At 61.0% G+C, this 6,944-nt stretch carries 3 protein-coding genes and 1 other RNA gene; all 4 read right to left on the bottom strand.

What is annotated here, in order from left to right; genetic code table 11:
- Positions 1–181: 181 nt before the first annotated feature.
- The 4 genes from EKD03_RS18830 to ssrS all read right to left on the bottom strand — a co-directional run bounded on the left by EKD03_RS18830 (position 182) and on the right by ssrS (position 6,071).
- Positions 182–2,986 carry a hypothetical protein gene (locus EKD03_RS18830; RefSeq protein WP_238613494.1) on the bottom strand — a complete coding sequence of 935 codons (2,805 nt, stop codon included), beginning with the start codon at positions 2,984–2,986 and terminating at the stop codon, positions 182–184.
- Positions 2,987–3,183: 197 nt separating this feature from the next.
- Positions 3,184–4,785 carry a DUF4153 domain-containing protein gene (locus EKD03_RS11195; protein WP_129630583.1) on the bottom strand — a complete coding sequence of 534 codons (1,602 nt, stop codon included), beginning with the start codon at positions 4,783–4,785 and terminating at the stop codon, positions 3,184–3,186.
- A 164-nt stretch (positions 4,786–4,949) separates the two neighbouring features.
- The gene (holA, locus tag EKD03_RS11190; RefSeq protein WP_129630581.1) at positions 4,950–5,897 is read right to left on the bottom strand and encodes a DNA polymerase III subunit delta; all 948 of its coding nucleotides are present in this window, start codon (positions 5,895–5,897) and stop codon (positions 4,950–4,952) included.
- A 3-nt stretch (positions 5,898–5,900) separates the two neighbouring features.
- Positions 5,901–6,071, bottom strand: a non-coding RNA gene (ssrS, locus tag EKD03_RS11185) — 6S RNA.
- Positions 6,072–6,944 lie beyond the last annotated feature (873 nt).

Raw genomic sequence — 6,944 nt, 5'->3', positions numbered from 1 at the left:
GATTTGCTAACGGCGGCTCATGCCGAGGGTTTGCTTACGGATAATCCAAATAATCATGCATAAGCATAGCCTTCAACACTCTTTTTCTTCTGCGCCCCCCGCGATTATCGCTCCCCCGTGGGCGCGTCGCGACGCGCCCCTCGGCGTCCTCGGCGGTGAAAAATCGGGCCATCCCGTGGATCTACTCCTCCCCACCCACTGGCCAGCGATAGCGAATCCCCGGCGCGAGGCGCAGGCTCTCCTCGCCTAAGCGGCCTAACCCCTGGGCGTTGCGCGCCTCCCAGCGTTCCAGGCGCGCATACTCACTCCACTGCACCGTCCAACCGTAGCGCTCGAACTCCCCACTGACCCCCGCCCCCAGGCTGGCCCCGTGCTGCTCGACCAACCCGGCAAACCCCGTGCAGATCCCGTCATCCATACTGGCGGCGGGGCAGCCCGTGGCGCGCATCGTCTCGCCGAGGTAGAGCTGCTGCCCCAATGGGCGCAGGCTGATCGTGCCTGCTCGCCACTCTAAACAGCCCAACTCGAAACACTGCAAACGCCCCCAGGCAAACGGCACCGCCGGAGTGAGCGGCAAGCCCAGCCGCTCCAACGCGCCCAACTCGGCCCACGCCTGCATCATCGGCGCAGGCACAAAATAGTCGGTGGCCTCGAAGTAGTGCCCGCCCGCCGACTGCACCTCCAACGTGGTCAGCGCCAGCGGCGGATCGTTCCCCAGCGCCAGCGCCAACCCGTAACGCCCCGGCGGCAGTTCGGGGGGCAGCGCGAGCGTCTGAAGGTGCTGCACCTCCACGCCGGAGGGCCACTGCGCGGGCGGGAAGGCCGCGTAGAGCAGCGGCAAACTACTCTCTAGCAGCGGCGTTCCGTCGGGCGTGGTGAGAATGAGCCGCACCGGCAGATCGGCGGAGGGTGTTGCTGCCCCGCGTTCCCAGGCCAGATTGAGCACCAGCAACTCGCCCGGCTCATAGGCGGCACTCAGTGGCGCAGCCAGCGCATAGCGTAGCAAGCGCAGATCGGCCAGCAGAACGGGCGGATCGAGCGCTTGGAGCGGCCCGGCATCCACCGGGCGGTAGAGATCGAAGGTGCCCCGCGAACCATCCTGGGCGTAGCGGTGGCGCAACAGATCCACGATCTGCGGGGTGAGCCAGTTCCCCAAGTAGTCTATCAGCGCCAGTGGCGGGCGGCCAGCGGCCAGTTCGGCGAGGAGCGGCGACTGGTCGGCCAAGCCCTGATCGAGCAACTGGCGCGTCTCAAAGACCTGCATCCGCGATTCGACCCCGAAGGCTGCCGCCATGCCCGGCATATCGGTAAAGATCTGGCCTGCTAGGCGCACCTCGACCCCCAAGGCCGCATCCACCCGCGCAAACGCGGCCAGCAGATCGGCCTCGCGGCGCGCATCGTCCCACAACCCGTAGCGCCCCACAATCAGACGCGGCGGGCTAGGGTTGAGTAGCCCCGCCGGACGCGGCAGGAGCGGGTCCCAGAGCGGGGGGTAGTAGAGCAAGGCGAGGATGAGCAACAGGTAGGTGGCCGGGGCCAAAAAGCGCCTGGGAGCGAGGGCATCGTGCCCTCGTGGCGGGACGCCCCATTGGCGTTCGGGTAAGGAGGGGCTTCGTCGTGATGAAGCCCCTCCACCTCGTTGGTGGTAAAGCATATCAACCGCAGAGGACACAGAGGTACGCAGAGGTATGAGTTTCGCGATACCTGTGGGTACAAAGCACAATATACCTCTGGTTCTTCCTCTGCGTTCCTCTGCGTCCTCTGCGGTCAACAACCAGGGAGCAACCGAATGCCTATGCGGGACGCCCTCACTCCCAGATACGAGGTGCGCCGCAACTAGGCCACGGGCAACGATCCAGATCAGCCCGGCATACAGCTCGAAGAAGTAGTTACTATACGCGCCGACCTTACCCACCCCCACCGCGCTCACCAACGCCCCCAGGCAGTAGAGCAGCGGCGCGGGCGAGGTGCGCAGCGCCGGGGAAAAGAGCAGCAGCACAAGCGCCGCCAGCCCCAACGGCCAGCGCAGGCGCATCTGCTGTTGCCAGAACCCCCAGGCAAGATCGGGTTGCCACTGATTGGCATTCGCGGCCACCACATGCAGCGCGAACCAACCGCCACTGGCCCACTGCAACAGCCCAAAGAGCAGGCTCCCGCCGAGCAGCAGCGGAGCCAGAACGAGGAGTAACGGTAACTGTTCACACTTGGAGGAAAGAAAGCTTCTGATTGACGCAAAGGCGCCAAGACGCAAAGGTTTTGTTGCAGACTTTGCGCCTTTGCGTCTTGGCGTCAAGACCTGGAGGCTAGGAGAAGTGTGAACAGTTACGAGTAACGAGCGCCAAGACTGCCCACGTCTACGCAGAAGATCCCAGAGCAGCCAGCCCAGCACCGCCACGGGCGCGGCCAGCAACGAGGGCTTGGTGAAGAGGCTGGCCAGCAGCAAGAACCCCGCCAGCAATGGGCGACGCGGGGCAGCGGGCGAACCGAGCGCCACCACCGCCCACAGCCCCAATGCGAGGCCGAGCATATCCACACGCATCAGCGCGGCCCACTCACGGATCACCGGCACACACAGCAACAGCAGACTCAGGCCCAGCGCCAGCAGCGCTGCCTCACGTTGGGTGGAGGCGGGCGTCGGGCGGGCCAGCCGCGCCAGCGCCAGCACCGCCGCCAGCGCGGCGAAGAGCGAGATCAGCCGCCCCGCCAGCAACACCGAGCCGGTGAGGTAGGAGAGCGCCGTCGCCAGCAAGAGGTAGAGCGGCGGATAGTTAATAATGAGGAAGGGTGGGAGACTCGGATCGGCATAGAGGTGCCAGATCGGCACCCCCGTGCGCAGACGTTCCACCTGAGCCAACAGCGGCCCCTCGCCATAATCAAGCGGGAAGGCGAAGCCGAACAAGAGCCGAGCATGATCGGCGAAATAGAGCAGGTAGGCCAGCAAGAGCAGCGCCAGGATGATCTGGAGGCCGCGCAGAGCGGTGCGCATAGGCGATCCTATGATGGTAGTAACTGTTCACACTTGGGGTAAGCAGAAAGCTCATGTTGACGCAAAGATGCAAAGACGCAAAGGTTTTATTGAAGGCTTTGCGCCTTGGCGTCTTGGCGTCAAATCGAGATGCTAGAGAAACTGAGAACAATTACCATTGGCAGAAGAGCAGCGCGGCTATTATGCGCTACACCCACCTAGGGCGCAAGATCGAGCGCCTGAAGCGCCATCAACGCCCGCAGACGACCAATATTCCAGCCCTGCCAACCCGCCACACGATACTCCACCTCCAAACGCTGCTCATACTCCGCCAGTTCTTGGGCCAACTGCTCCTGTTCATAGGCAGGAAAGGTTGACGACGCCTGCACCAATGCCGGTATCGCATCGGGCGAGAGCGAGAGCAAGTAGTCCAGATCCAACATCGGCGAAGGGTGCGGAGCCAACGAACACCCCCCACACGTCGTCTCCATCGGCAAGGGCGAACAATACCCACACGTCGTCTGCATATACGGCGAGGAACGGTAGCGGGCGACATTCTCGCGCACAATCATGGCATCGGGGCTAACCACATTGAGCATCGTCAGGTAGAGCAGCATCACCGCAACCGTACCGAGGACAAAGATACGCGGGCGGATCAGCACCAGCGCAACACTAAAGAGCAGAAAGATCACCGCCAACAAGATCATGAAGCTGTGGGTGTAGAGACGCAGGCGGGTAAACCCATACGCCAACTCATAGAGCCACATACGCTGGAAGGCCGAAGCCAGAATGCCCAACACCAGCAGCACCAGCAGCACATTCGCCAAGCGGAAGAGCGTGCGGCGTAAAGGCGACTCATCACGGGTAATGACAGCCAAGAGACAGAGCATACCCAAGGTCAGGAAGGCAACCAGCAACAACTCAAAGAAACCGCGCCGCGCATATTCAGCATAGGTCAGGCCACTCTGCGCCAGCGTATCCAGGCCCCCAAACAGATAGGCCGCCTGCACCAGCATAAAGACCGCAAAGAGCAGATTGACCAGAAAGAGCATCGTCAGTGCCTCGGTACTGCCCAAAAAGCGCAACTGCATCAGGCCAGCGCGATCAAGGCGCTCGGTATCGCCCTCAGCCGGGAGGGTTGGCGTTGCCAGCATACCATCAGCAAGCGCGGTAATGATGAGACCAGCCACCAGACAGGCAACCAAGAGCAGCAAGAAGGTATGCTTGAAGAACACCTCCGGCGGAAAGGGCAATTGGAGAGTCAGGATCTGGGTGAGATAGGTCGCAAAGATCTGATCGGCAGAACTCAACAGCGCCGCAAAGACAAGCAACACCGGCAGCGCAAACAACAAGCCGCGCAGCAGCGCGAAGATGCGCTGCAAACGCAGGCCCGGCCAGGAGATCTGGGCCACATGGTGCGCCACAAGCGAGAGCGGAGCCAAAATCAGATCAAAGAGCGTCGCCACCACCCGCTGTACCACCCGCTGCAACGGCAAGAGATAGAGCGCATCACTCCGAAAACTCGCCGCCAGCACCACCCAGACCCCGGCTAAGGCGAGCAGATCGAGAAAGACCAACAGCGGCTCGGTACGCAGCATAGGCCAGAGGGAGAAATTGAACACCAGCAGGATCAGCCAGCGATTGGGGCCAGCGGGGCGTTGTTCAAGCCAACTCATCCCCGCAAGGGCGAGCAGCACCAGCATGGCGAAGATCGGGGTCGCCACACCATCCAAGCGCCGCGCATAGAAAAACATATCCGCCACCAAGCCCAATCCGAGGGCCAGCGTGAGCATAAGCAACGGGCGTCGAAGCGTCAACATCGCACCACCCCCAAAGGCTACAAGAAAACCACCGCTGCTCTGGTTATAGCAGAGCAGCGGTGGTGTAGCGACCCTTTAGGTGAAGGATGTGACGCACTCAGGTGCTTGACAAGGTAGCGTTGAAAAATCTGGGAGCAGCACATCAAAGCCCATTGCTTTGAACGTCACCGACACGCTTCACTCACAAAAAGCTCCAGCGCCACATCCGCCTGAATACGCCCGGTCTTAGTGGCCAGATCCAATTCCAAGAGCCGATCATGCAGACGATCCAACGTCGCGGCCTCAAAACTGCGCACCTGCTCGATTGCCTTCTTAACCACAAACGGGCGTTGCCCCAACTCAGCGGCGATCTCATCAGCACGCATACGGCGGGCGACCAACTCGCGCACCCCCAGCAGAATACGGATCTGGCGCGCCAACATAAACAGAATGTAGGTCGGAGCTTGGCCATCTTCGAGCAGCATACGCGCCCCACGCAGCGCCGCCCCCAAGCGGCGAGCGCTCAGGTCGTCAATAAAGCTGAAGAGATTCTGCTCCTGGCCATCAGCCACCAACAGATCGATCTCGGCTGGCCTAATCCGCCCGCCGCGCCCCACATAACTGGCCAGTTTGCCCAACTCATTAATAATCGCCCGGCTCTCCCCGCCCACAAACTCGATCAAGCGCTGCGCCGCCGCAGGCTCAAGCGTCACGTCGAACACCTTAGCCTGCTCGTGTACCCAGCGGTTCAAGTCGCTCCCTTGCAGGGGGGTAAACTCAAGGACACTGCCCACCTTCTTGATGTAAGTGAAGAGAATACTGCGCCGGTCTACCTCATCATTCTCCACAAAGACCAGATCGGAGGTTGCGGGTACGCGATCCAAGTAGGCACGCAGATCCTCGCGCTCCTTGCCGGCCTTCGTCTGTTTGAGCGCATCACTCACAATCACCAGCCGCATATCGGCCAGAAATGGGAAGGCTTCGCAGGCCGCCGCCAGCGTATCCAGCTTTAGTTTACGCCCATCAAGGTAGGTAATATTGAGATCGGCCACATCTGCCGGAATTGCAGCGCGCATGCGTAGCAACGCCTGGCTACGCTGATATTCATCGGGGCCATGGAGGAGGTAGATCATGTGAGGTGCCCTGATCTGTCGTGGACGAGCCAGTTTCGAACCTGCTGGTGCAGGGGGGTGCCTGCCTGTGAGCTTCTGCGGCCCGCCGCATTGGCTCAACTCATAAGAGCAAAGCTCCCATCGAAACCGTGTTGGCTCAAAACACGCACCCGCCGCACGGACAGACAGGGCAGAGCGGATGATACCACCCACTGCCATGCTTGGCAAGTTGGAATGTGGCGGTAACTGTTCACACTTGGGGTAAAAGAAATCTCGTATTGACGCAAAGGCGCGAAGGCGCGAAGGTTTTGTTGCAGGCTTTGCGCCTCTGCGTCTTTGCGTCAAAACCTGGAGGCTAGGTAACTATTCACACTTGGGGTAAAGGAAGCTTCTGATTGACGCAAAGGCGCGAAGACGCAAAGGGTTGTTGCAGGCTTTGCGCCTTGGCGTCTTTGCGTCAAAACCTGAAGGCTAGGTAACTATTCACACTTGGGGTAAAGGAAGCTTCTGATTGACGCAAAGGCGCGAAGACGCAAAGGGTTGTTGCAGGCTTTGCGCCTTGGCGTCTTTGCGTCAAAACCTGAAGGCTAGGAGAAGTGTGAACAGTTACGAGGCTAGGAGAACTGTGAACAGTTACGTGTAGCGGTAATTGTTCATCCGTGGGGTAAAGAGCCTCGCCACCCTGAGTACCCAATGGCCCATGGGTCAGCCACCGCCATCCCGCGACGCGCCCGCCGGGGCGAAGCATCGCCTGCGGGCAACCCACCCAGGTAGAGGATTCATGGCGGGCGATGGAACCCGCCGGGGCGAAGCATCGCCTGCGGGCAACCCACCCAGGTAGAGGATTCATGGCGGGCGATGCTTCGCCCCTACTGCGCTTCCGGAATTATCTGTGACTCGCGACATCCCCCTCTAATGTGTCTTGCGACACTTGCGAGCAATGCGCAGAATCGGTAGGCTATACACGCGATACCACGTCTGTACGCTTGAGGAGCTGTTCGTTGTTGCGCATACCTCCCCGGCAGTTTGCCCCGCTCCCTGCTGCGGTGTCCCATGCTGACACCCGCA

The organism is Candidatus Oscillochloris fontis, from assembly GCF_004138135.1.
Classification (GTDB): Bacteria; Chloroflexota; Chloroflexia; order Chloroflexales; family Chloroflexaceae; genus Oscillochloris; species Oscillochloris fontis.
This window is presented reverse-complemented; position numbering and strand designations above follow the sequence as displayed.

Coding starts and splice junctions, on each gene's coding strand:
- EKD03_RS18830 (WP_238613494.1), bottom strand. CDS start 2,986: ATGCGCACCGCTCTGCGCGGCCTCCAGATCATCCTGGCGCTGCTCTTG.
- EKD03_RS11195 (WP_129630583.1), bottom strand. CDS start 4,785: ATGTTGACGCTTCGACGCCCGTTGCTTATGCTCACGCTGGCCCTCGGA.
- holA (WP_129630581.1), bottom strand. CDS start 5,897: ATGATCTACCTCCTCCATGGCCCCGATGAATATCAGCGTAGCCAGGCG.